Genomic DNA, 22,573 nt, shown 5'->3' on the forward strand with positions numbered 1-22,573 from the left:
TACAGACAAATCTCTACAGCGTATAAGTCGAATTATGTTTCAAAGTGTAATATTTTGAAATATAAATGTAATATTATTTCGCAATAACTGATGATTAATCAATGGTATAATCACTTCAGAAAAGAAATTGGCAACATTTGCACTTACAAGGAGGAGTACCCATCTTGAAACGTAAGCTAGTTATGGCTACACTGTCTCTCAGTCTAGTATTCAGTACATATACGGTATCGGCAGAAACTCTGTCTTCTATAAAAGAGAAAAAAGAAAAAAATCGCTCTGAGCAAACGGAAAAGCAGGGTGAACTAAAGAAAAATCAAAATCAACAAGACCACACATTGGATCAGATTCAAAAATTAGAGAGTTCAATCAACAAAACTCTTAACGATATTGGAAACAAAAAAGAATCGATCCAAGAAACAAAAGCTTCTATTGAAAAACTAAAAAAAGAGATTGATGTTCTTAAAAAGAGAATCAAAGAACGTGATGCACTTCTAAAAGAACGCGTAACTTCCATGTACGAAAGCGGAGGTGCGGTAAATTATTTAGATGTGGTATTAGGTTCTAAAGATTTCGGTGATTTCCTTGATCGCGTGTTTGCACTAAACGTGATTGCTGAACAAGATAAAGCCATCTTAGAAGAGCACAAACAAGATAAAGAGTCTGTTGAAAAGAAAAAGGGACAGGTTGAAAGTGAACTATTGTCTCTAAATACAGATTTGAATGAACTTGAAGGATTAAACCAAAAGCTAACAGATCAGAAAAAACAAAAGAGTGCTCTTCTTGCTCAGCTAGAAACGGAAGAAGACCATCTACATGATCATATTATGCAGTTGGATGAAACGAACGAACTTCTTTCCGCACAAGAAGCAGCGATAAAAGCTGAGATCGAACGCGCAAAACGTGAAGAAGCTGAACGTAAAAAGAAAGAAGCTGAAGCAAGAGCAGCTGCGGCTGCCGCTGCAGAGAAGGCTCGTGCTGAAGCAGCTGCTAGAGAGAAGAAACAATCTAACTCTGGAGGCGGCTCTAGTTCTTCACCTGCACCAACACCACCGCCGGCACCAACTCCTGCTCCAGCGCCAGTGAGTCGTGACTTTATCATGCCGTCACAAGGAATTATCACTTCTGGTTTTGGTAACAGAAGCGCGGGCATGCACTACGGAATGGATATCGCTCAAGGTGGAAGTACTGTTCCAATCGTAGCAGCAGCTTCTGGAACGGTTACAAGAGCGTACTATTCTAGTTCTTATGGTAACGTTGTTTATATAACGCATTTTATTAACGGGCAATTGTACACAACGCTATATGCACACATGAGATCTACACCTGCTGTTAGCCAAGGTCAGTCTGTCTCTCAAGGGACATTCTTAGGCTACCAAGGTAACACAGGGGCTTCTAGAGGACAGCATTTGCACTTTGAATTACACAAAGGCCCATGGAACGGCTCAAAATCAAATGCAGTCGATCCAAGACCATACCTTCAATAATTTATAAATACAATACAAAAGACGCAGAGATTTTAGCTCTCTGCGTCTTTTTGTATGGACATTTTTATATGACCCCACCAAGCAGTCTTCGAATTGGATGACGTGTGTATTCTGACATGAGTCGATAGTTCGGCCTAATGATCTCCGCTGTTAAAAAAGCGGAAACCGTTGCACCAGGCATTCTTTTTTGATTAAGCACATCGATAACCTCTCCAATAGTTCCTGTTCCGATGCCATGACCAAAAAATTGTCCGTTTCCAAGATCGATTAAGTTTTCACCTTGCCATTGAGGCGTATTCGGATGATGTTCTGGATTTTTAACATATCTCACATCTCCCGGTAACGAATCCCCAGATGGTACAGCAATAATCTGTAGATCTTCATCATGTTCTGTACTGTAGAGAAGCAATCCGTTAAACAATTGATCGAACATACCCGCTCCAATTGTTTCAAGTATTGCTTTGTACATCATGATCATAATAGCTGTCGTACATTCGAAACCGTACCGTTTTCCATTGATAAAAATATCTGAGATGGCGTCAGAAGGACGGGCATCGGATCGAAGTAAAAAACCGCCATAAGCTGTTCTCCTCCAATATTGCGGATTGCAGCGCGAATTCACGAACGTCGCAAACCCTGCTCCGCTGTCACGCATAGCGTTTGCTGCTGCCACAATATTTGTACGCATGACCACTTCAAACAAAAATTGATGCGGACTTGTGTAATAAAACGATTCTCTGGATTTTTCAAGCTTTTCGCCTACTTGTTTCTGTGTAGATGTAAGCGAACTAAAACCAGAGATTTGAGCCGTTTTTACCGGATACCCATTAACAAAAATCATTTCTCTCCCCCCTGTCTGCACAGGATATTACATAGTATGGTAAGAAGAGAAAAGTGGTGTTTTTTTAAGCGCCTCTCTTATGCACGAAATCAAAAGACAATCTCCGTTCACTCACAGGATTTTGTTTTCCCGACATGCGATCACGTTTCACTTTTTTATTATGTCTTGTTTGAAGATGGTGCTGAATTCCTTCACCTATTAGCTGAAACGCATAGATAGCGATACCAAACATGATGATCGGACCGAGTGCGATAGAGGGGTTCACAGTAATTAGATTATAATAATCTCCAATCAGCCCGGACCATTCGTTTGACAAAGAAACAGGCGGATCCGGTACATAAGGGTTGTAATCTACATCAGTTCCCCCAAAGAAGAGTTTAAAATAACCTAGATGCATGAATATAATCAATAATTGAACACATTGTTGACACCACACGATCACCAACTTGGGCAGCAAGTGTGGGATTACATGCTTTATGAAAATTCTCCACTTGCTAGCTCCTAAGATATGAGCGCCTACAATAAAATCTTCCTTCAGAATAAGTGCAAGAATATTTCCAATGGTTGAACCTAACAGTGGTATCACGAGGATTGTTAAGATAAAAACCTCAAGCCAAATACGCTGATTGAAAGTGTAAATAAAATATTCTTCCCAGCCCGGCATCCTTAATTGTTCCCATAATACAGGTGTTAAGAGAAAAACAGCAATTATGGTTAAAGGAATAAAGTAGAAAGAACTCAATAATTGGTCAAGCATCCTTCTTATCCGATCTGATACGAAAAAAGTTAACGGAATGGCGAGAACAAAACTAAATAAGATTCTAAGAAAGGAAATCCCAAGAACACTAAGCAATGTGAACTTCGCTCCTTCAAGTATTTTCATACCTGTGTCATAGCCTAATGCATCCGTCCCAAACGGAAACATCAATGAAGGCTCATATGGAGCTGAACTAATTGGGTACCCATTCTCATCATATATAGCCTGTACTTGACGAATCTTACTATTAAAACTTAGCTCAAAGACAATACTTGATATGATAAGTCCAAAAATGATAATGAACCCTATCCAAAATTTATAACTTTTAATGATGGGTATATCCTCCTTTAATTTATTTAAGCGCCCCATTTCTCTATGAAAACAAATGATGATTTTTGTTCAATTTTCATTGCACTCTCTTCAGACAAACGAACGCCTCTCTTCTTCTTAAAATGCCTTGTTTGAAGATGGTGCTGAATGCCTTCACCTATTAACTGAAAGGCGTAGATAGCGATACCAAACATGATGATAGGACCGAGTGCGATAGAGGGGTTCGCATGAATCAGAATGTAATAATCTCCGATAAGACCTGACCACTCATTTGACATTGATTTTGGAGGATCGGCCATCATCGGGTTGAAATCAATATCCGTCCCTCCAAAAAACAGCTTTAAATACCCCAGGTGAGTAAAAATAATAAGCACTTGCACGCACTGCTGACACCAAACAATTACAAGCTTTGGCAATAGGTGAGGAATTACATGCTTCTTAAATATCCGCCATCTGGATGCACCTAACAGTTGTGCACTGTCAATAAAGTCTTCTTTCAATATGGAAGCCATCATATTCCCAATCATTGAACCTAGTAGTGGTACTACGAGCAAAGTCAGAATAATCACCTCAAGACTTACCCTTGCAAAAAATGAATAAAGGAAAAATTCTTCTCCTTGAGCGTTCAGTTGCTCCCTAAGAATGGGACTCAATATAAATACAGCTATAATCGTAAGTGGAATAAAATAAAACGAGCTGAGCAGCTGATCTAATCCTTTTCTAAACTTATCTGGTAGATAGAAGGCAAATGGAATAGCCACGATAAAACTGAATAGAACACGGAACACACCAATTGCAATAACGGCAATCAAGGTGAATTTTGCACCTTGAAGCACTTTATGGCTGATGTCATAGCCAAGCCGATCTGTACCAAGAGGAAACATGAGCGAAGGATCAAAAGGTGCGCCACCTATCAGATTTTTTTGGTCATCATAAAGTAACTGAACTTGACGAACTTTGCTATCAAAAAACCATTCGAAACTTAAACTAGAGAAGATGAACACCATCAAGATAGAAAAACCTATCCAAAACTTCATACTTCGAATCATGTCAATTCTCCTCTCTTCGTAAAATATAGAATGACCCATTCAAAAAAAGCGTACAAAAGAAAAAATGGGATGACGAGAAGAATGAGACAAGCAGCAAGCATTTCTGGCCTAAAATCGCTATACATATAATGTGTAATTCCATGGATATTAAAAATGATCTCTACAAGAAGCAAGTTAGAGATCATGAACCATAAGACCGATTTCGAAAAGTGGAAGATACCTTCACTTGTATTTCTTGTAACATGTACAACAAGTACGTATATCCTTCTCATACCTTTTGCTAAACTCATCTCAACATACTGTTTGCTAAGTTCTTCTTCAGAAAGAAGTATCATCATCTTATAAAAGTAAACAAAGGGAAGAATCATCAAACAAACAATAGGTACGATATAGATCCTTTCTTCCGCTCCCATCGAAGCCACATTCGATACAAGAACCCCTGTTTTTTTATAAATAAATACAATCCCCATCTGTACGAGGGCAAAAACAAGCAGATCTGGCAAGGACTCTAAAAAGGTAAGTAGGTTTTTGATAGCTCTCCTTATAAACATTGGCAGCATTAACGTAACCCAAGTGAGAAGTTGCGCTATACAAAAAGCAATCAACAGTGCTCCAAAAAGAATAGTCAGTGAATAAAGATATGGCGACCATATATCCTCTAAAAACAACCTTGGCCTTCCCTGATTGAAGTAAGTCATCTGGTTCAATTGTAAAATATCCATACTAACCGCTTTGATCTTATTGAAATACATACTTACATCCTTATTCATGATTAATTCTGGTAGTCCACTGATTAAAATAATGGAAACGATCGTCAAAATCAGTTGCATCAACAGTTTCTTCATAATTTTCATAACGCTCCCCCTTCTTCTACCTTTTAGACGGATGGAACCGATATTTTCACTCACTCTTTTATTTTTGAAGGATAAAACGGCTAAAACAATCCATATTAAGGAAGAGAAAAACTTACGGAATTGAGGACAGACTATGTGGAATAAGATCAGGATTGGAGTTCTATTAACGGCCTGTTTAAGCTTCTTCTTTCCCCTCACCACTGAAGCAAAAGAACCCCTAACTTATTTCCCAATCGTAAAAAAGGGGGAAGTTTTGGAGTGGGAGAAAGTAAACAAACTCCTTCCTAAAGGTGCTACTTTTAAAGTTGTGGATTTAGAGACAGGCTTTTATTTTCAAGTACAAAGAAGAGCGGGTAATAAGCATGCCGATGTACAGCCGTTGACTAGAGACGATACTGCTGTTCTAAAGCACCTCTATAACGACAAATGGAGCTGGAACCGCCGTGCTATACTAATTCCCGTAAATGGCAGGATGCTTGCTGGCAGCATGCATGGAATGCCTCATGGAGCAGGTGCTCTTGAAAACGGATTTCCTGGTCATTTTTGCATACACTTTTTAGGCAGTTCAACACACCGTTCTCGCAATATAGATCCTTCTCATCAATTTATGATCTTAAAAGCCGGAGGACAACTAACGAAATACGCAGCTGGAGCAAGCGCAAAACAAGCGGTTTCCATGTTTTTAGTCGGCATGAAACAGCAAGACATCAAAATAGCCATGCCTGTCGTTAACAAAGCTCTGTTAAAAGATCCGACCATTACAAAGCTGTTCAAAGGGATCACAAGTATGCAGTATGATATTAGATCTCCAAGCACCAGGTATCCACCTGTTGTACGAACTGAAATAAGAGCTAGGGTAAAAAAATACGATGATAGCGGATTACAAACAGATACACTTACCTTTTTAATGGAACGCAAATCCATGACAGACGGCTGGAAAATCATAAAAATCAGATTCTAGAACCTAAAGAAGCTTTTTCTTTAGGTTTTTTTGTTTAGAGAGTTGTGAGGATCAAAGGGGTATAGCGCGATTAGACATTGTCGATACATGTCGACTCGCGGTTATATGATCAATCTCGCGGAATTAACGTAAAGACTAACGGTAATAACACTAAAATTTCAGGGATTATAGGTGGGAAAAGAATCTTTAATACCCCACACCGTAAAAATAGCATTCACTTATCCCCTTCACGTTGATAAAACACGAATAAAAATATATTTTTTTAATAAATTGTTCGTATTTCAGTTGAAATCCACTTTAATAATTGTTATATTTACCAAGGGAAAAAACAATTCAAGAAAAACTACCAAGTATTTCAAGGGGGATTATTATGAATACCCATTATGATGTAATTGTTGTTGGCGCAGGTCCTGCAGGGATCTTTACGAGCTATGAACTAACGAGACAGCTTCCAGATGCAAAAATATTGTTAATAGATAAAGGACATGACATCTATGCACGTTCGTGTCCAATTTTAGAGAAGAAAGTTCAAAAATGTCCACCTGCAGCAGGTAGAAAAGAATTTGCGGGTTGTTTACCTGCTTGCTCGATCACAAACGGCTTTGGTGGAGCAGGAGCTTATTCGGATGGAAAGTTCAATATTACGAGCGAATTCGGAGGATGGATGACTGATTATCTTTCTGAAGAACAAGTGGTCGAACTTATTAAATATGTAGATGATATCAACTTAGAGCATGGTGCTACAGATTCGATCACGGATCCTCTTACCCCTGAAGTTAAAGATATTGAAAAGCGCGGTTATGCAGCTGGTTTAAAGCTGTTACGAGCTCAAGTTCGCCATCTTGGTACAGAACAAAACCTTGAAATACTAAAAAGCATATACGAATATTTAAAAACGCGCATCGAGATGAAATATAAAGCGGAGGTTGAAGATCTCATTACAGAACGAACGACTGAAGGATATGTAGCAAAAGGGATCCTTTTAAAAGACGGAACCTCTCTTACATCCGAGAAAGTTGTTATTGTTCCTGGGCGGGATGGGTCAACATGGCTAACTAAGATCCTTAAGAAACGCCGTATTAAAATGACAGCTAACCAAGTCGATATTGGCGTTCGCGTGGAAACGTCCAACTTGGTCATGGAAGAGATCAATAAGCACCTTTATGAAGGGAAATTTGTCTTTAATACATCTGTGGGCACAAAAGTAAGAACGTTCTGTTCTAACCCTTCTGGACATGTTGTCGTGGAGAACCACTCTGGCATCATGCTTGCGAACGGACACGCTTATAAAGATCCAAAGCTAGGCAGTGAGAACACAAACTTTGCATTGCTCGTATCACATCAGTTTGCTGAACCATTCGATCAGCCAACTGAGTACGCTCATGAAGTCTCTAAACTTGCCAACCAGCTGTCTATGGGTGGGCTCGTCGTTCAGAAATATGGAGATATCTTAAAAGGGCGTCGCTCTACAGATAAGCGTATAAAAGAAGGCTTCCTTCGTCCAACGTTAAAAGAAGCGGTTCCAGGTGACCTTGGGCTTGTGCTTCCATATAACACGATGAAAAGTTTGATTGAGATGACTGAGGCTTTGGATAAAGTAACACCAGGGATCGCATCTGAACACACATTGTTTTATGGTGTAGAAGCTAAATTCTATTCTGCACGTCCAAAGCTCGATGAGAAGTTTGAGTCAGAAATCAACCGCCTCTATGTTGGTGGAGATGGTGCTGGGATTACGCGTGGTCTAGCCCAAGCAAGTGCATGTGGCGTTTGGATCGCTCAAAACGTTGCAGCGAAAATAAAAGAAAAAACACCAGCGTTGGTATAATTCAAATAAAAAATGCCTTAGGATTCTGATCCTAAGGCATTCGTTTTTGCTTAATTTGTAGAGAAGATAACGATTCTACCTCTTATTACAGCAATTATAAAACCTACAACTGATCCAATGATCGCTGGGATCAGCCACCCGATTCCATCTGCATATAGAGGAATATATGAATAAATCTGTTCGATTGCACCAAGTTTAATTCCAAAAGCTTTCAATCCATCTGCTATTGAGACCAGAGCAGTTGCAACGATTCCACCGATATATACTTCTTTTCTTCCAGAGAACAAATCATGTAAGAAGGAAAGCAGAATCAAAACGATCGCAATCGGATAGATCGCTGTTAAAACAGGTACAGAAACAGAGATGAGTTGTGTTAATCCTAAGTTTGCAACACCTGCACTGAACACACTCATAATAAGTACAACCGTTTTATACGAAACATTTGGAAACATTTTTTTTGCAAACTCACCACATGCGGTGACAAGACCTACAGAAGTTGTTAAACAAGCTAGCGCGACAGCTAGTCCAAGTAGTACGTTTCCAAACGGACCAAATAGTTCTGCTACAACATTTGTAAGAATCTGACCGCCGTTATCCGTCTGACCAAGTGCCTGACTTGTTGCTCCTAAATAGGCTAAGATCCCATAAACAGCGGCTAAACAAGTAGCTGAGATCAACCCCGCTTTAATAACCATCTTAGTCACTTGTTCTTTTTTCATTTCTGGCCGTTTCACTGCTGTGATGACTACGATACCGAACGCAAGTGCGCCAAGTGTATCCATCGTCAAATAACCATCCATAAATCCTTTAATTAGTGGATTACTAGCATAATCAGGAGATGCTGTTCCTAATTTTCCAACCGGTGTTATGACCGCTTTAACTAAAAGAGATACAATAATAAGCAATAATAATGGCGTTAAGATATTTCCGATTCGGTCTACCAGTTTTGATGGATTTAACGACAGCCAGTAGGTTACGGTAAAGAATACAACCGTAAACAAGAAAAGAGTTAAACCATTGTTCATGCTTTCTGGTAAGAAAGGAACAACAGCCATCTCATAAGAAACGGTTCCTGTTCTCGGAATTCCGAAGAATGGCCCGATAGCTAAATAAAGGATGGTCGCGAAAACAGAACCGAACAATGGATTCACTCGCTCTGTTAACGTCTGTAGTCCACCACCTGTTCGTGCTAGCGCGATTACCCCTAATAAAGGTAATCCAACACCTGTTATAAAAAAGCCAACCATGGACTGCCAGACCATCTCACCTGCTGACTGACCCAATGCTGGCGGAAAGATTAAATTTCCAGCTCCAAAAAACAAAGCAAATAACATCAAGCCCACCGAGAGCGTTCGCTTCTGCATATTTAATTTCCTCCTCCGTGGTCATTTATACAAATTGATTTTATATTTTTATCGAATTTTGTCGAAATATTTTTATATCCATATGTATTTGTAACATGATATGAGATTGGAGTCAATATTCAGATATAGTGAATTTTCTAACAAATGTTTTCGAAAAGAAAGGACTGAGACAACTCAGTCCTTATACACCATTATTTAACGGTTTGTTGGAAACACACGCTTGATCGTATCATTAAACTCTCTTACGAAACCTGATACAGGATTTCCTTTGTTGATCTCGTCTGCATATCCGTTCATACGATCGTTGAAGTCAGGATTTGTTGATACGAATACATCATTGATATCAGGATCTGTTTTTCGAACCGTATCCCCGATCTTCTTTTCTGTTTCTTTTGAAAGCTTCATGCTTTCTCCGCCCTTGAGCTTTGCCGCTACATATGCGTTGTTCTCTGTAACGATAACAGTCGCATCTTCAACCTCTTTAAGGTCTGTTACTTTATTAGCCGCTTTATCTGCTACGTCCATACGTGTGTTTTCATCGTATTGATTATCCATACCCATATCCATGTTGTTGTTCATGTTATTCATATTTCGATCAGCACGATTGTCGTAGTTCACTTCCGTCATGTTGTTACGCGCTTCTTTTCCCATATCCTTGTCGTTGTTGTTCATTCCACAAGCACCTAGGAAAGATGATAACATTACGGCCATTGAAGTAACGAGAATAGTCTTTTTCATTAAATGACACTCCTTTAAAATTTTTGACTGTCATCTAATAAAATTTGTTTGTTGAGAAGAAAATATACATAGCAATGATTTTCTCAAACGCTCTTTTCTAAAAGATTGTTGCTTTTAACTCCTTGCCACCTTTGACAATTGATTGGAGTGAAAGGTGCGAGACTCCTACGGGACAGGCGGGCAGTGCGAAAAGTGGAAGTGGCTCGTTCAGCCCCGACAAGCAAAAGGTGAATGAGCAAGGAAGGCGCTCTTTGCCTTCTGGATCATTTAGCTTTTGACCTCGAGGGGCTAGCCACTGCAACTAGAAAGCTGAGACACTTAAGAGTTAAACGTACGAATGTGGCTCAGCGCCTGCCCCGTGGAAAGCGAGCAGCCTGGAACGGAAATCAACACTTCCAAAAGCAACAAAGTTTACGAAAACAGCCTTCTCAAAAGACATAAAAAAAAGCCTTCCAGTATTGGAAGACATTATTATTTAAACCATCCGTTTGAATAGGACCCTTTGTTTTTTGGCTTAAAGATGAGCCACGCAACAATACAAAGGATAACGATTGTAAAGGCAAAAAGACCAACTTTATGAATCACTTCCATGACTAAAGCCCATCGACCTGCCAGCTGATAACCGATCACGATAAAAAACGAACACCAGAATAGAGCGCCACTATAAGCGTAAAGCGCAAATTGTCTCCAATTCAAAGAGTACATTCCAGCAAAGTAAGCAGTCAGATGTCTGATTCCTGGCATAAAGTATCCAAAGAACAACGCTGATTTTCCATACTTTAAAAAGAAATTCTGTGTTTTATCTATTTTCTCTTCAGAAATTCCAAATTTCGGACCTAACTTTTTTAATAGAGGTTTACCACAGATGTTACCGAAATAATAGCTACCGGTTATACCTGTAATTGCTCCTAAAAATGCACTCAATACAGCTGGTAAAGCGGGAAGATCTCCAGCAAAAATGAAGTATCCTACCGTCGCTAAAAGGATCTCATCCGGAATAGGCAACCCGATAATCCCTAATGCCAATAATAAAAAAATACCAAAGTAGCTATATTGATGAATGATATTAAATAGGTCAAATTCCATGACGTCACCAACTTCTTTTTTTACACCTTCTACAATTGTAACGATAAATGGGGTGATTTGGAAAGAGAAAAATACATTTAAGTATATAGCATGGTGATTTTTACTATGTATTTAGGTCGTGTGATTCTTACTCGTAGTAAGTATAAACGTTATATCATTCCATGCTAAGCATTCTTCAATCAATTGCTGCTTTCCTACCGTGATCTTTTCTTCCTCTATCTTTTTCCCACCTAACGAAATATATGCTTGTTTAGATGGATTTTCTTTTAACACCCACACGATCATACTTTTCTTACCTATAGATAGGAGTTCTTCAGCGAATCTTTTTAGCATTCTTGTTCCATGCCCTTTTTGTTGCACAGCTTTTAACAAGTAAAAAGCATAGATCTCACTATCAAATGGATGGTGTGATCTGATTGAACCTCCAGATATAAATCCACAAAGTTGCTTTTGTTGATCTTCCAAAACGAGCACAATATGTGATTTTTGCATCAACCATTCTTTCCATCTCTGTTCTCTTTCCTTAACCGACATCTGTGATAGATAGTCATCCTCTACTATGCCTTTATAAGATTGCTGCCAGCTTTCCACGTGAACTTTCGCAATTTCTGCTGCATCTGTTAGGTTGGCCCATCGGATGTTCATATCTTCTTCCTCCTCTCTTTAATTTGTTATCATACCCACCATTTACTTTGAGGTAATAGCGTTACCGGCAATTGAAAATTTACCTCGAACCAATTTTTCAACTGTGTGGCATGTACTAAATATTCGGAAGCAGCATGTGATACACCGATTAAACTCATTGAAGTCTGTGCAATATAGCATTTCATGTGTTCATACTTCTTTTTGCCGTATTCATTATCGATGTGACAGTGCACCTCACCAGTCAAATAGGCTTCTGCCCCCATCTTCTCCGCTTCTATCATCGTCTCTACTTTATCACCACATCCTGCTACAATCGCAATCTTCGTTATGTTTTTATGGATTACACCTTGCACATCTGCATAGGGAATATCAAATAATTCAGTTGATCCAACAATTAATTCTTCTGTAGAAGTAGGAGCTATCTGACAAAGAATCCCGCAAGCTCCGTTATCATCCTTCAATAGTTCTCCAACCACTTTTGCGCCCAATGCTTTTCCCCAAGCATCACTCGTGCTGATCTTGCGTGAATAATCGAGTGGTACATGAAGTGTAAACACTGATAAACGCTTTTTCTTCATCTGCTGGATAAAATGAGGAGGGATCGGTATAAAACCTCTTCCCCATTTGCCTTTTGGATCTCCGCATTCCATGACAATGGGGTGATGCATAAATAGTAGATCTCCAGGATTACTTTCAGAAATAAATCTTTCAAGTACTTCGTCTGTAGGAAAAACAGCTAGAAATATACGTTTGACCTCTTCATCACCTCTAAGCATGAGTCCGTTAAACAACTTCGTAAATTCAGGTTCAAACTCATGCCGCCAATTAAAATGTATGGGATCGTACACCATCGGAATAAATCTACTGAACGCTGGGTCTGTTCCAATTTTTCTATATGTAAAAAGTTCATCGATCGCGTGATCTATCCTCTTCAGTTCCACCATCTTGTTTTCGTCCTTTCTTGCGCGAGGTTTTTTCGATAGCCCATTTTCGTAAAGCATTTATTAAGCATTCAACAATTTTTTAAAATAAATTATCTCTGGATCTCCTTCGTCTAAGTTATCAACGAAACCACTCTTCTTAAAATGGTTCTTAATGAATACCTTTTTCATAGATTCATTAGATTCATTTGTCGAAGAGAATAGTTTGTTTGTGGGTGAGATCTTACTCATGTGCGTTAACAAACTACTCGCCAATCCCTTTCTTTGATGAGCCGGGTCAACCATGATGAGGGATATAAAACAGCAATCAAAGAAATGAGTGTGGTAGATAAGAAATGCAGCGACTTCTTCTTCTTCATACAGAATCAAACATCTTTCCTCTTTTATCGCCTGATGGATCTCGTCTTTTCTATGATCACTTCCTATCATTTTTTTATCTAGTTCTATAATTTTATGAAGATGGTGTTTCTTCGCATTCTGAATTTCCATATGTACCGTCCTTTTGTTTGTCATTATGTTTGGTTTTGCTACAATAAAGAAAAAAGTTGAGGTGTTCTATTTATGGCAATTGTAGATATTACGATCATTCCAATCGGTACTGAAACTCCAAGCGTTAGCGAATATGTAGCAGAAATACAAAAAGTTCTTCAGCAAAACAAAGATAAGGTAAATTACCAGCTTACTCCGATGAGTACATTGATCGAAGGAGAGCTTCCAGATCTCTTTGATGTTATTCAGCAACTTCACGAGGTTCCTTTTTCAAATGGCATTCAGCGCGTAGCCACAAACATTCGCATCGATGACCGCCGTGATAAAAAATCCACGATGACAGGTAAGCTGGAAGCTGTAGAAGCAAGGATGACTAAGGAGTAATTACTTACCTAGTTTTATTTTTCGTATGGCGCTCGTTCAGCATGCATTTCATGCCGATGAACGAGCTTTCAATCAACCACATTTACAAAAAAGCTTACTCTCATAGGGCTATCCGCCCCACTCAGAGTAAGCTTTTCTTTATTTATTCGCCCTTTGAAGTCTTTACTTCTGCTTTTTCCTTTGTTGCTACTGCATTAGGTTCTTTTTTAGCAAATTCGATGCGAAGATCGTCGATGCTGTTGCGAACATTCCCTTTGCCAGAGAAATTTTCTAGCAGTTCTTTAACATCAATGCCTGAAGATGCTTTTAAAGATTCTTGAAGGGATGACATTAAGTTTGTCGCATAACCTGTGATACGGTTTGCTCCACCATTTTCACTGCCGCCTGTATCCACGACTGTAATTTTATCGATGTTAGAAAGTGGTGCTGCCACTTGCTTCGCGTATTCAGGAAGCATCTTAATCATCATATCCATCATCGCAGCCTGACCGTATAACTCAAACGCTTCAGCGATCTTTTGTTTCGCTTCGGCTTCAGCAAGACCTTTCAGACGGATAACATCTGCTTCGGATTCCCCTTTTGCACGTTCCGCTTCTGCTCTTGAAAGTCCGTCTAAGCGCACTTTCTCAGCTTCGGCTTTTGCCATAGCTTCAACACGGTATTTATGAGCATCCGCTTCAGCCACTTGCTTACGCTTATCTGCTTCGGCTGACTGTTCAACCGCATAACGATCTGCGTCAGCTTTTTTCTTAACTTCTGAGTCGTACTGCTTTTCACGACGCAGGATCTCTTTTTCTTCAAGTTCGATCTGCTTTTGACGCTCGATGATTTTAATCTGCATCTGTTGTTCGGTTACTTGCTGTTTTGCGATCGCTTCTTCCAAGTGGTAAGCCTGGTCTGCACGGGCTTTGGCAACATCTTGTTCACGACGGAACTCAGCTACTTTCAACTGATTCATCTTTTCAGCTTCCGCTACTTCTGTCGCGCGGCCTAACTCAGACTGCTTCGCTTCTTTATCTGCTTCAGCACGTTTAATACGCGTTTCTTTTTCAGCTTCTGCCATCGCCATATCAGCATCACGCTTAATCTGTGCGATTCGAGGCTTACCAAGAGAATCTAGGTATCCGTTCTTATCACGTAGATCTTTGATCGTAAACGATACGATGATCAATCCCATTTTAGCTAGATCTTGAGAAGCTACACGTTGCACTTCCTGTGAAAATTTTTCACGATTCTTATAGATCTCTTCTACCGTCATAGATCCTAAAATGGAACGTAAATGTCCTTCAAGAACTTCACGTGCTTCATTCTCACGATCTTCTTTCAACTTACCTAGGAATTGTTCAGCTGCAGTCGCGATCTCACCGATTGAGCTTCCTACTTTGATGATTGCTGTTCCGTCAGCCATAACTGGAACACCTTGCTCTGTATATACCTCTGGTGTTTGCACGTCTAACTTACTCGTTAACAAACTAAGTGGCTTTGCTTGTTGGAAAACAGGAAGTACAAACGTACCGCCTCCACGAACGATCTTGATACGATTTCCCGCTTCATCAATATTTACGTTCTTGCTTCCTAAGAAGCTTCCTGTAACGATTAATGCTTCATCTGGGCTCGCCGTTCTATACTTTGTGATAAAAACACTAATAAGAGCAACGACTAAGAAAACGGCAACCCCTATCACAATAAATAATGGTGAAAAACTCATAATAACCCCTCCAGATTAATGAATATATGTTTGTTCCACTTGCTCATAACGCATGACAGATACGACACCTTTTTGAATATCAATGATCAACACTTTTTCTCCTTGTGAGATCGGTTTGTTATCCATGCTAATCGCTGATTTTGAAATCCTTCCGCTGATTCCTTCGATTAAGATCTCCCCAAATCCATCTGTCGGAACCGAAGTTAGTACGGTACCCACTCTGCCTTTAAGATCTTCGTCTCTATAAGCTAATGATTCTTCTGATGAACGGATTGGCATCAAAACGAAAACGTTCAATAAAGTCACGAGCAACAACGATAGTAGACCACTGAACACCATAATGAACCAGCTGTTTATATTCGTCATGATCTCTAATAAATAGCCCGAAGCCGTCCCGATTGTAAAAAAGGATAAGATGAGCGATGGATGCAAAAAGTCTACAGCTGCATCAAGCATGTCACCAAATAAGATGTATACAAAAGTGATGCACCCAAAAACAATAAAACTTCCTAAATAGATCGTAGACAACGGATATCCGAATAATTCCACGGTCTTCTCTCCTGTCTTCATATACTTTTTACTTCAAATAAGAATTAACCACGCCCTTTTGTCGAATTTGATAATTTGATATAACCTTAACAAAGTGAAACAAAAAAGATTGTAAAATTTTGTCGACAATGATTAATTTCCAATATTGGTTTTATATAGATATTTACGAAGGTGCCAGAAAAAAGTTTCAGTTAGTTAACAATATTTTGTATAATTTTGTTAAAAGGAGTGAAATCCAATGTACACAGAAAAATTGTGGCAGTATTTAAACAACAAAGCTAATAAAGAAGATGCGGAGCCAATGAAAAAGTATATGCGCGATCAGTTCGAATTCTTCGGGATTCGTTCTCCCATTTTGAAACAAAGTATGAAGGACTTTTTGAAGGAGTATGGATTGCCTGCAAAAGAACAACTACCTTCCATTATTGAAGAAGCTTGGTCTAGACCGGAACGAGAAATGCAGTATGCGACTTTTACAATTGTTGAAAAGTTAAAGAAGCAGATGACCAAAGAGGATATTGAATGGATCGAGTATACCATCATTAATAAGAGTTGGTGGGATACGGTCGATCACATCGCTAAACATATCGCAGGCATTTATTTAATGAAGTTTCCAGATGAGATCGAACCCGTTACAAAACGTTGGGTTCAGTCCAAGAACATTTGGCTCATGCGATCGGCAATTCTGTTTCAACTCGGATATAAAGACAAAACCGATAAAGAACTTCTAGCACAAATCATTAAAGATACAAAGTACGATCAAGATTTTTTTATTCGAAAAGGAATTGGATGGGCATTAAGGGAGTACGCATACACAGATGCTGATTGGGTATGGGAGTTTGTACATAAAGAAGAGTTAAGTCCGCTCTCCTATAAAGAGGCGATTAAGAATATTAAAAAGACAAAGCAGCCGCATTAAAAACGGCTGCTTTTTTTATTTCTCTTGTTCTTTGACAACATAACGAATCGCATTTCGAAAAGAGACAAAGGAGAGTTGATTAGTATGCACACCTAGAGAAACCATATCTTTGACCATTTCCTTAGGAAATCCGCAATACAATACATCGGCTCCCATCAGTTTAATCGCATCTGTCAGGTTTTGAATCTCGATCCCAAGCTCAGAATCTGTAATGGTCGTTACACCTGAAAAATCTAAGATTACGTAATCGGCTCCATTGTTTAGACATTCTTTCAATAGTTTTGTAGTCAACGTTTCAAGTCTTTCCAATGTAAGTTCACCAATCAGCGGCACTAACAGTGTATGTTCTGCAACGGTTTGAAGGATTGGCGTTGCTAGCTCATTCAGTATTTCTTTTGTTCTTTCTCTTTCCTGTTCGCGCTCTGTTAAGTCTTTCCACGTTAACAGATAGCCCCTTTTCTGATTTTCGACAAGCAGCTCCGTTACAATCAACCTGGCAACAAATCTATCAAAAAGAACGATCTGCGCATCAATTGGAAACTCATTGTAATTCATTAGCTCTTCTTGAAGAAAGTTTTTATGAAGGCTTTTTATAGGCTGACCAATCATATCTTCTGGAGTACCAATATTTAAATATTTCTTCATCACTTGAAGTAAATTCTTACTGCTATTATTCATCCAAGAGATGTGAAGGTCTTGATCTATGAAAAAGATATTCTCTTCTAAACAATTCAGTGTGTCCTTAATCGTACCCTCTAACACATAATTCATGAGAAGTGCTCCTCTTTGTAAAGTCCTGTTCCCATCATATCGGAATTTTTACTATTACACTATTAAAAAGACTAGAGTCCCCAATCTATGTAAGCGCTATCTAAATCTTTACAAAGATTCCTGTTGTGTGATGTTCCAACTACATGTAAAATGTCCATATCAAACAAACAAGTGTACTTTCCACAAAAACAAAGGGGCGGATAAATTTGGTTACTCACGTTTCAGTAGGACTTTTAGGATTAGGAACTGTAGGCAGTGGTGTTGTCAGAATGATCGAAGGAAATCGAGAAGAATTGCAACACCGAGTGGGATGCCCTGTTTTTATCGAGAAAATACTCGTACAGAATGTCGAGAAAGAACGTCTTGTCTCCATTAACAATGAATGGTTAACTCAGCATCCCGAAGATGTTATTCAAAATCCAAATATACAGGTTGTTATTGAAGTGATGGGCGGTATTGAATTAGCACGAGAATATATCACACTTGCACTTCAAAATAAAAAGCATGTGATCACAGCAAACAAAGATCTGATGGCCCTATATGGTGCAGAACTCTTACAGGTGGCACATGAAAATGAATGTGATCTCTTTTATGAAGCAAGTGTTGCAGGAGGCATCCCTATTATTCGATCACTAGTCGATGGGTTAGCTTCAGACAAAATTACGAAGATGATGGGAATCGTAAATGGAACAACGAACTATATTCTTACAAAAATGGATAAACAACAGCGCAACTATGAGGAAGTATTAAAAGAAGCTCAAGATCTTGGATACGCAGAAGCTGACCCCACATCAGACGTAGAGGGAATCGATGCAGCGAGGAAGATGGCCATTCTCTCAACCCTCGGATTTTCTATGCACATCCACCTAGATGACGTAACCGTGTCAGGTATATCCAAGGTTACACAAGAGGATCTTGAATACGCGCGTCAGTTCGGTTATACGCTGAAATTGATCGGAAACGCAAAAAAGGATAATGGCAAAGTGGAAATCAGTGTTGAGCCTACTCTCCTTCCCGACTCTCATCCGTTAGCAAGTGTTCACAATGAATACAATGCTGTCTATGTGTACGGTGAGTCAGTGGGAGAAACGATGTTCTTTGGGCCAGGAGCAGGACAGTTACCGACTGCTACGTCCGTTGTTTCAGATTTAGTTGCTGTTGTTAAGAACATGCGACTTGGAGTGAATGGGAAAAGCGTGGTTGCTCCTCAGTTTGATAAACAATTAAAACAACCGAACGAGATCGACGGAAAATTCTTTTACCGGTTGTACGTGAAAGATGAGGCAGGTGCTTTCTCTTCCATCACTTCTCTGTTTGCATTGCATGATATCTCACTTGAAAAATTAATTCAAAGCCCTGTAGATCATAAAGGAGTTGCAGAAATTGTGATCGTAACCCACGGAACAAACAAACAGCAAGATAGTCACGTCTACAACCTGCTTCGGGACTCTGAAGTCGTTCAAGAAATTAAAAGTCACTATCGTGTGGAGGGAGCTTAATATGCATTGGAAAGGATTACTACATCAATATAAAGAATATTTGCCAGTCAATGCGTCTACTCCCCTTCTATCGTTAAACGAAGGGCATACACCACTTATCCCGCTCCCACATCTTTCAAAAGAATGGGGCATCAACCTTTATGCGAAGTACGAAGGAGCGAATCCTACAGGCTCTTTTAAAGACAGAGGGATGGTCATGGCTGTAGCAAAAGCGAAAGAAGAAGGAAGCAGAGCCATCATCTGTGCTTCTACAGGAAATACTTCTGCTGCAGCGGCCGCCTACGGTGCAAGAGCTGGCCTCCGATGTATCGTTGTTATCCCTGATGGTAAGATTGCACAAGGAAAACTGGCTCAAGCAAAAATGTATGGAGCAGAGATCTTTGCCATAGAAGGAAATTTTGATGAAGCACTTCAGATGGTACAAAAAATGAGTGAAGAAGAAGATTTCACTCTCGTTAACTCAGTAAATCCATATCGACTTGAAGGACAGAAAACAGCAGCTTTCGAATTGGTTGATGCGCTTGCCGGAGCTCCTGACATCTTGGCTATACCTGTTGGAAACGCTGGTAATATTAGTGCGTATTGGAAAGGATTCAAAGAGTATGATGCCGTTAAATCTTCCGGCCTCCCTCGCATCCATGGATTTCAAGCAGCCGGTGCCGCTCCAATCGTAAACGGATCTGTTGTAAAAAATCCTGAAACGATCGCAACGGCCATTCGAATCGGAAATCCTGCCAGCTGGAAGTTAGCTTCATCCGCGTTAGAAGAATCCGGTGGCGTCATTGATTCTGTCACAGATGAAGAGATTTTAGAAGCATATCAGATGCTCGCTTCCAAAGAAGGTGTTTTCGCTGAACCTGCTTCTTGCAGCACGATAGCTGGACTATATAAACAACATAAACAAGGAGTACTACCAAACGGTGCTTCCGTTGTTGCCATCCTAACCGGTAATGGCCTTAAAGATCCTGATATCGCACTAAAAACAGTGAAACAAGAACCGATCGTGATTCCGAATGATTTTGATTTATTACGTCAACAGCTAAAAGGATGTGTTGTATAAATGAAAGCAGAACCTTTTTCGATCCATGTTCCGGCAAGTACAGCCAATCTTGGTCCTGGCTTTGATTCTGTTGGTCTTGCTCTAAACAGATACTTAACCGTTCACGTTCAGCCTTTCGCTCCGCGCAAAACAACATTTCACGGAGAGGAACTTCAAGCATTCAATAAAGATGAAAACAACTTAATCATGCAAGCCGCACATTTCACCGCAGATTCTTTTCGAAAGAAACTGCCTCCTTGTCAGTTAGATGTGGTGAGTACATTTCCTACATCAAAAGGAATGGGAAGCTCTGCATCAGCGATCGTGGCAGGCATCGAACTAGCAAACATCCTTTTAGACCTTGAGTTATCTAAGGAATCAAAATCACTTCTTGCCAGTTCTCTTGAAGAACATCCTGATAATGTGATTCCTGCTATCTTTGGAGGACTTACGATCAGTTTCTATAATGGACAAGTGGTCGAAACAGTTCATGTTCCAGATGTTGCCGTTGAGATGATTATAGCTATTCCAGACGGAGTTCTTCATACGAAACAATCACGAGGCTCACTGCCAAACCTTCTTCCCTTCAACAAAGCGGTTGAAGGCAGTGCGATCAGCAATGTGCTTGTTGCCGCATTAATGAAGAATGACTGGAAAAAAGCAGCTGATATGATGAACCGCGATCTGTTTCATGAACCGTTTCGTTCAAAATGGGTCCCTTTATATGCTGAACTTAAGGAAAAAGCGATCGAACTCGGTGCTTATGGTGCCGCAATAAGCGGTTCTGGCCCCTCCATCGTCTGCTTCACTCCTCACCAAAAAGCGGCTGGTATTACAGAACAACTTTCTACGTTGTTTCCACAGTACCACTTTGAAACGATTTTTCCTGATCGCAGGGGTGTTGTTGTTGAAAAATGCTTGTCTGCCGCTTTATGATCCTTATTTCTCTAAACTTGAAAACGAAAAGAATGGTAAACGTACAAAAGGATTAAGCAACAGCTGCTTAATCCTCTTTTCTTATTTATGAGTAATATTGAACTGATCTCTAAGTAGCGTCCAGTTCTCAGGGAATGGTTCTCCCAGTACCCAATAAGCAAGACCTCTTAGTTTATACTTCTTTACGAGTTGGTTTTTCGCTTCTGCACTTTGTTCGTTCTCAAACCAGACAACATGCTCTTTGCCGTTATCATCTTTGTAATTAAAAAACGGTGCTTGAGACTCGTTATCGTATTTTACAGTTGCATCCTCTTTTAATGCTAAGTCATGTGCTTCCGCTGGAGCAACGCGTTTTGCGAATTTATTTCCTTTTTTATAAGGCAGTGTCCAGTCATATCCGTATAACGGTGCACCCATCACAATTTTTTCTGGAGGAATGACTGATGTTGCATACTTAACCACTTTTTCTACTTGAGGAACTGGTGCAACAGCCATTGGAGGTCCACCAGACCATCCCCACTCATAAGTCATGAGGACAACAAAGTCTGCTAGTTCTCCATGACGTTTATAGTCATGTGCTCCATGCCATGGTCCTTTTTGTTCATCGCTTGTTTTTGGTGCTAAAGCAGTTGATACTTTAAATCCTTCTTTTTGAACTTGTGGAATGATCGTTTCTAAGAATCCATTATAAAGCTCTCGATCTTTCTCTTTGATATGTTCGAAATCGATATTAAGTGCTTTATATCCTTTTTGCTTCATCGTACTAATAACGCTTCCGATCAGTGTTTTTGAAGCTGTCTTATCTGTGAAGATGTTATGTGCGATCTCTGGTGAGAAGTTTCCATCAATAAAGTTTGTTAAAACCATCATCGGCATGGCTTTAGATTTCTTCACTTCTTGAAGCGCTGCGTAATCTTTGATCGGCTTCAGCGATCCGTCTTTATTAACTTGATAACTAAAAAACGCTACGTATGTTAAGTCGTTTACTGATTCTTGTACATCTCTTATGGACTGCTTCGCTTCGATCGGCTCTAAAAACCCTAACGTTTCAATCTTGGTCTTGCCATGATTCGTTTCAGCTTTAGAGATGTCCACCTGTTTTTTTTGTGGCGAGTTAATCTGTTCTAACCTTGGGCTATTCCGCGTTTCGTTACTCATGTTCTTTGGCGCAGCTTCGCTTTCTTTCATGTTGTTAGAATTGCCGCATCCGCTAAGTACAATCGTAAACGCCGCTAAAAAAGCGACTATCTTTTTCATAAACAAACCTCCTTCATTTTCGTTATTTTTCCATGAAGAGGTTTGTCCTATTCTCTTTTTTAGAAATAGATAGCTCGTTACGCCCAACTCGTGTTGGTATCTTAACTTCCATAAGGTACAAAAATGGAACTAACTCGTGAATAA

Annotated in this window: 22 protein-coding genes; 8 read left to right on the forward strand and 14 right to left on the reverse strand. The window is 39.6% G+C overall.

The window, feature by feature from the left end; genetic code table 11:
- Positions 1-164: 164 nt before the first annotated feature.
- A complete protein-coding gene (locus ABE65_RS16925; protein WP_066397452.1) occupies positions 165-1,484 on the forward strand; it encodes a murein hydrolase activator EnvC family protein in 1,320 nt (439 codons plus the stop codon).
- A 64-nt stretch (positions 1,485-1,548) separates the two neighbouring features.
- Here the strand turns inward: ABE65_RS16925 and ABE65_RS16930 are convergent, their stop codons facing one another.
- The 4 genes from ABE65_RS16930 to ABE65_RS16945 form a co-directional block, all read right to left on the reverse strand.
- Complete coding sequence (locus ABE65_RS16930; RefSeq protein ID WP_066397454.1) at positions 1,549-2,325, reverse strand: protein-glutamine gamma-glutamyltransferase; 777 nt, start codon at positions 2,323-2,325, stop codon at positions 1,549-1,551.
- A 64-nt stretch (positions 2,326-2,389) separates the two neighbouring features.
- Positions 2,390-3,250, reverse strand: a complete 861-nt coding sequence (locus ABE65_RS16935) for an ABC transporter permease subunit (RefSeq protein ID WP_156499198.1) — start codon at positions 3,248-3,250, stop codon at positions 2,390-2,392.
- 188 nt (positions 3,251-3,438) lie between these two features.
- Positions 3,439-4,461 (reverse strand): ABC transporter permease, encoded by a 1,023-nt coding sequence (locus ABE65_RS16940; protein WP_066397459.1) that lies wholly within the window; start codon positions 4,459-4,461, stop codon positions 3,439-3,441.
- Complete coding sequence (locus ABE65_RS16945) at positions 4,458-5,315, reverse strand: ABC transporter permease subunit (RefSeq protein WP_066397462.1); 858 nt, start codon at positions 5,313-5,315, stop codon at positions 4,458-4,460. The genes ABE65_RS16940 and ABE65_RS16945 overlap by 4 nt, the downstream gene beginning before the upstream one ends.
- A 253-nt stretch (positions 5,316-5,568) precedes the next feature.
- On the opposite strand from ABE65_RS16945, the gene ABE65_RS16950 reads away from it, so the two are divergent.
- Positions 5,569-6,276, forward strand: coding sequence for a hypothetical protein (locus tag ABE65_RS16950; RefSeq protein ID WP_228116156.1), 708 nt, complete (start codon positions 5,569-5,571; stop codon positions 6,274-6,276).
- 370 nt (positions 6,277-6,646) lie between these two features.
- The gene (locus ABE65_RS16955) at positions 6,647-8,104 is read left to right on the forward strand and encodes an NAD(P)/FAD-dependent oxidoreductase (RefSeq protein ID WP_066397467.1); all 1,458 of its coding nucleotides are present in this window, start codon (positions 6,647-6,649) and stop codon (positions 8,102-8,104) included.
- 50 nt (positions 8,105-8,154) lie between these two features.
- Here the strand turns inward: ABE65_RS16955 and brnQ are convergent, their stop codons facing one another.
- The 6 genes from brnQ to ABE65_RS16990 form a co-directional block, all read right to left on the reverse strand.
- Positions 8,155-9,468, reverse strand: a complete 1,314-nt coding sequence (brnQ, locus tag ABE65_RS16960; protein WP_066397469.1) for a branched-chain amino acid transport system II carrier protein — start codon at positions 9,466-9,468, stop codon at positions 8,155-8,157.
- Between the two features lie 195 nt (positions 9,469-9,663).
- On the reverse strand, positions 9,664-10,206 hold the full coding sequence (locus tag ABE65_RS16965; protein ID WP_066397471.1) for a YhcN/YlaJ family sporulation lipoprotein: 543 nt from the start codon (positions 10,204-10,206) through the stop codon (positions 9,664-9,666).
- 471 nt (positions 10,207-10,677) lie between these two features.
- On the reverse strand, positions 10,678-11,292 hold the full coding sequence (locus ABE65_RS16975) for a DedA family protein (RefSeq protein WP_066397481.1): 615 nt from the start codon (positions 11,290-11,292) through the stop codon (positions 10,678-10,680).
- A gap of 111 nt (positions 11,293-11,403) precedes the next feature.
- A complete protein-coding gene (locus ABE65_RS16980; protein WP_066397484.1) occupies positions 11,404-11,937 on the reverse strand; it encodes a GNAT family N-acetyltransferase in 534 nt (177 codons plus the stop codon).
- Positions 11,938-11,966: 29 nt separating this feature from the next.
- Positions 11,967-12,881: a Nif3-like dinuclear metal center hexameric protein gene (locus ABE65_RS16985; protein WP_066397487.1), complete on the reverse strand. Its 915-nt coding sequence runs from the start codon at positions 12,879-12,881 to the stop codon at positions 11,967-11,969.
- 60 nt (positions 12,882-12,941) lie between these two features.
- Positions 12,942-13,367: a GNAT family N-acetyltransferase gene (locus ABE65_RS16990; protein ID WP_066397492.1), complete on the reverse strand. Its 426-nt coding sequence runs from the start codon at positions 13,365-13,367 to the stop codon at positions 12,942-12,944.
- A 72-nt stretch (positions 13,368-13,439) separates the two neighbouring features.
- On the opposite strand from ABE65_RS16990, the gene ABE65_RS16995 reads away from it, so the two are divergent.
- Positions 13,440-13,751, forward strand: a complete 312-nt coding sequence (locus tag ABE65_RS16995; protein ID WP_066397496.1) for an MTH1187 family thiamine-binding protein — start codon at positions 13,440-13,442, stop codon at positions 13,749-13,751.
- Between the two features lie 142 nt (positions 13,752-13,893).
- Here ABE65_RS16995 and ABE65_RS17000 read toward each other — a convergent pair whose 3' ends face one another.
- A complete protein-coding gene (locus ABE65_RS17000) occupies positions 13,894-15,459 on the reverse strand; it encodes a flotillin lipid rafts scaffold protein FloT (protein ID WP_066397498.1) in 1,566 nt (521 codons plus the stop codon).
- Positions 15,460-15,474: 15 nt separating this feature from the next.
- A complete protein-coding gene (locus ABE65_RS17005; RefSeq protein WP_156499199.1) occupies positions 15,475-16,008 on the reverse strand; it encodes an NfeD family protein in 534 nt (177 codons plus the stop codon).
- Positions 16,009-16,246: 238 nt separating this feature from the next.
- On the opposite strand from ABE65_RS17005, the gene ABE65_RS17010 reads away from it, so the two are divergent.
- Positions 16,247-16,927 carry a DNA alkylation repair protein gene (locus tag ABE65_RS17010; protein WP_066397504.1) on the forward strand — a complete coding sequence of 227 codons (681 nt, stop codon included), beginning with the start codon at positions 16,247-16,249 and terminating at the stop codon, positions 16,925-16,927.
- A gap of 15 nt (positions 16,928-16,942) precedes the next feature.
- On the opposite strand, the gene ABE65_RS17015 is transcribed toward ABE65_RS17010, so the two are convergent.
- Positions 16,943-17,698, reverse strand: coding sequence for an STAS domain-containing protein (locus tag ABE65_RS17015; RefSeq protein WP_066397506.1), 756 nt, complete (start codon positions 17,696-17,698; stop codon positions 16,943-16,945).
- Between the two features lie 206 nt (positions 17,699-17,904).
- On the opposite strand from ABE65_RS17015, the gene ABE65_RS17020 reads away from it, so the two are divergent.
- Genes ABE65_RS17020 through thrB form a run of 3 tightly spaced genes read left to right on the forward strand, consistent with a single transcriptional unit; the run spans position 17,905 to position 21,172 of the window.
- Positions 17,905-19,197, forward strand: coding sequence for a homoserine dehydrogenase (locus ABE65_RS17020; protein WP_066397507.1), 1,293 nt, complete (start codon positions 17,905-17,907; stop codon positions 19,195-19,197).
- Between the two features lies 1 nt (position 19,198).
- Positions 19,199-20,257 (forward strand): threonine synthase, encoded by a 1,059-nt coding sequence (thrC, locus tag ABE65_RS17025; protein WP_066397510.1) that lies wholly within the window; start codon positions 19,199-19,201, stop codon positions 20,255-20,257.
- Positions 20,258-21,172, forward strand: coding sequence for a homoserine kinase (thrB, locus tag ABE65_RS17030; protein ID WP_066397513.1), 915 nt, complete (start codon positions 20,258-20,260; stop codon positions 21,170-21,172).
- Positions 21,173-21,253: 81 nt separating this feature from the next.
- Here thrB and ABE65_RS17035 read toward each other — a convergent pair whose 3' ends face one another.
- Positions 21,254-22,429, reverse strand: a complete 1,176-nt coding sequence (locus ABE65_RS17035) for a glycosyl hydrolase family 18 protein (RefSeq protein ID WP_066397514.1) — start codon at positions 22,427-22,429, stop codon at positions 21,254-21,256.
- Positions 22,430-22,573: the final 144 nt, after the last annotated feature.

It is taken from the genome of Fictibacillus phosphorivorans (assembly GCF_001629705.1).
Taxonomy (GTDB): domain Bacteria; phylum Bacillota; class Bacilli; order Bacillales; family Fictibacillaceae; genus Fictibacillus; species Fictibacillus phosphorivorans_A.

Bases quoted from the DNA above. Each gene is read 5' to 3' on its own strand.
- ABE65_RS16935 (WP_156499198.1), bottom strand. From the start codon at position 3,250: ATGTTTCCGTTTGGGACGGATGCATTAGGCTATGACACAGGTATGAAA.
- ABE65_RS16940 (WP_066397459.1), bottom strand. From the start codon at position 4,461: ATGATTCGAAGTATGAAGTTTTGGATAGGTTTTTCTATCTTGATGGTG.
- ABE65_RS16990 (WP_066397492.1), bottom strand. From the start codon at position 13,367: ATGGAAATTCAGAATGCGAAGAAACACCATCTTCATAAAATTATAGAA.
- ABE65_RS16995 (WP_066397496.1), top strand. From the start codon at position 13,440: ATGGCAATTGTAGATATTACGATCATTCCAATCGGTACTGAAACTCCA.
- ABE65_RS16980 (WP_066397484.1), bottom strand. From the start codon at position 11,937: ATGAACATCCGATGGGCCAACCTAACAGATGCAGCAGAAATTGCGAAA.
- ABE65_RS16985 (WP_066397487.1), bottom strand. From the start codon at position 12,881: ATGGTGGAACTGAAGAGGATAGATCACGCGATCGATGAACTTTTTACA.
- ABE65_RS17010 (WP_066397504.1), top strand. From the start codon at position 16,247: ATGTACACAGAAAAATTGTGGCAGTATTTAAACAACAAAGCTAATAAA.
- ABE65_RS17015 (WP_066397506.1), bottom strand. From the start codon at position 17,698: ATGAATTATGTGTTAGAGGGTACGATTAAGGACACACTGAATTGTTTA.
- thrB (WP_066397513.1), top strand. From the start codon at position 20,258: ATGAAAGCAGAACCTTTTTCGATCCATGTTCCGGCAAGTACAGCCAAT.
- ABE65_RS17035 (WP_066397514.1), bottom strand. From the start codon at position 22,429: ATGAAAAAGATAGTCGCTTTTTTAGCGGCGTTTACGATTGTACTTAGC.
- ABE65_RS16930 (WP_066397454.1), bottom strand. From the start codon at position 2,325: ATGATTTTTGTTAATGGGTATCCGGTAAAAACGGCTCAAATCTCTGGT.
- ABE65_RS16945 (WP_066397462.1), bottom strand. From the start codon at position 5,315: ATGAAAATTATGAAGAAACTGTTGATGCAACTGATTTTGACGATCGTT.
- brnQ (WP_066397469.1), bottom strand. From the start codon at position 9,468: ATGCAGAAGCGAACGCTCTCGGTGGGCTTGATGTTATTTGCTTTGTTT.
- ABE65_RS16975 (WP_066397481.1), bottom strand. From the start codon at position 11,292: ATGGAATTTGACCTATTTAATATCATTCATCAATATAGCTACTTTGGT.
- ABE65_RS16965 (WP_066397471.1), bottom strand. From the start codon at position 10,206: ATGAAAAAGACTATTCTCGTTACTTCAATGGCCGTAATGTTATCATCT.
- ABE65_RS16955 (WP_066397467.1), top strand. From the start codon at position 6,647: ATGAATACCCATTATGATGTAATTGTTGTTGGCGCAGGTCCTGCAGGG.
- thrC (WP_066397510.1), top strand. From the start codon at position 19,199: ATGCATTGGAAAGGATTACTACATCAATATAAAGAATATTTGCCAGTC.
- ABE65_RS17000 (WP_066397498.1), bottom strand. From the start codon at position 15,459: ATGAGTTTTTCACCATTATTTATTGTGATAGGGGTTGCCGTTTTCTTA.